This is a genomic window from Faecalibacterium sp. AF28-13AC, from assembly GCF_003478405.1.
GTDB classification, from domain to species: domain Bacteria; phylum Bacillota; class Clostridia; order Oscillospirales; family Ruminococcaceae; genus Faecalibacterium; species Faecalibacterium prausnitzii_E.
This window is the reverse complement of record NZ_QUFG01000032.1, coordinates 1-1,192: the sequence shown is the minus strand read 5'-3', so window position 1 is coordinate 1,192 and position 1,192 is coordinate 1. Positions and strand designations below refer to the sequence as shown.

Below are 1,192 nucleotides of genomic sequence, written 5' to 3'. Positions count from 1 at the left end.
GAAACCGTCAAGGCTGAAATGAATGGGCTGACGCCCGGCCTTGACCGTTCCCCGCCGCCCCGCTGGATGGGTGGACAAGGTGGCCAATCCCTAAAAGTGTTTGGCCGCACTCGTTCATTTTGGGGCCTTTCTTCTCCCAAAATTGAAATGGGCGGGAAAGCCCTAAAATGGCTTTCCCGCCTTGATTACCCATTAGCAAAGACGGGCGAGACTGTCAACGGCGGCGCTGAAAGCGCCGTTCATCTTGACCGTTGACTGGCTCGCCTGGCTTTGCTACTGCCCGTAAGAGATGGAAAAACAAGATGGAAAACAAGGTTAAAAATGGTTGACAAGTCTATCGGATGTGTGTTATACTGTGCGACAGTTTGAGATTGGAAGGAGGCTTACGTGTGTTAATTTGTGTACGCTAATAAGCAATAAAAAGTAGAAGTACCTTTCCACATGATGGTGGGCTTTTTTTGCGTGCGTATGCAAAGGAACACGTAGGTTTGACACGAGCAGTCTTTGAACTGTATCGTGGTGTTTTTTCGTGCTTTGTTGTTATGCAGGCGTCTGCCCTCTCTGTGGGACAACGCCTGCTTTTTATTGCAGAAACAAAGGAACAATGCAATAAAAAAGGAGGTTCGCATTATGACCCAAAACAACAATTCATGGAGAAAAACTTATTTTACACTTCTTGCCGGACAAGCAATATCCTTTATTAGCAGCGGTATTTTGGGAAACGTAAAAGAAGTTATGGAAATAAGACTTAGAAGCAAACTTAAGAGTGTGTTGATAGTGCATTATCTTAAAATTTTGTATAATAGGAATTGAAGTTAAATTAGATGCTAAAAATTTGTAATTAAGAAGGAGGGATTCGTCATGTTGGTATTCCAAATGCGTAATGTAGATAAAACATCTACTGTTTTGAAACAGACTAAAAACAGTGATTACGCAGATAAATAAATACGTTAGATTAATTCCTACCAGTGACTAATCTTATGACTTTTTAAACAGATAACTAAAATTACAAACAAATCGTTTAACTTCTGTATTTGTTTATAGATGTAATCACTTCAGGAGAGATTACATGAACAAAAATATAAAATATTCTCAAAACTTTTTAACGAGTGAAAAAGTACTCAACCAAATAATAAAACAATTGAATTTAAAAGAAACCGATACCGTTTACGAAATTGGAACAGGTAAAGGG

At 39.3% G+C, this 1,192-nt stretch carries 3 protein-coding genes and 1 pseudogene; all 4 read left to right on the top strand.

All coding sequences use genetic code 11. From position 1 onward, the window contains the following. Window positions 1-255 (top strand): annotated as a pseudogene (locus DWY95_RS16745) (hypothetical protein); the annotation flags it as partial. A 375-nt stretch (window positions 256-630) separates the two neighbouring features. Then, window positions 631-813, top strand: coding sequence for a hypothetical protein (locus tag DWY95_RS17490; RefSeq protein WP_242985277.1), 183 nt, complete (start codon window positions 631-633; stop codon window positions 811-813). A gap of 48 nt (window positions 814-861) precedes the next feature. Continuing rightward, entirely contained in the window at window positions 862-945 is an 84-nt protein-coding gene (locus DWY95_RS16735) for a 23S rRNA methyltransferase attenuation leader peptide (RefSeq protein ID WP_001814874.1), read from the top strand. A gap of 124 nt (window positions 946-1,069) precedes the next feature. Then, window positions 1,070-1,192 (top strand): rRNA adenine N-6-methyltransferase family protein (locus DWY95_RS16730; protein WP_222358137.1); only part of this gene is annotated, 123 nt, incomplete at its 3' end.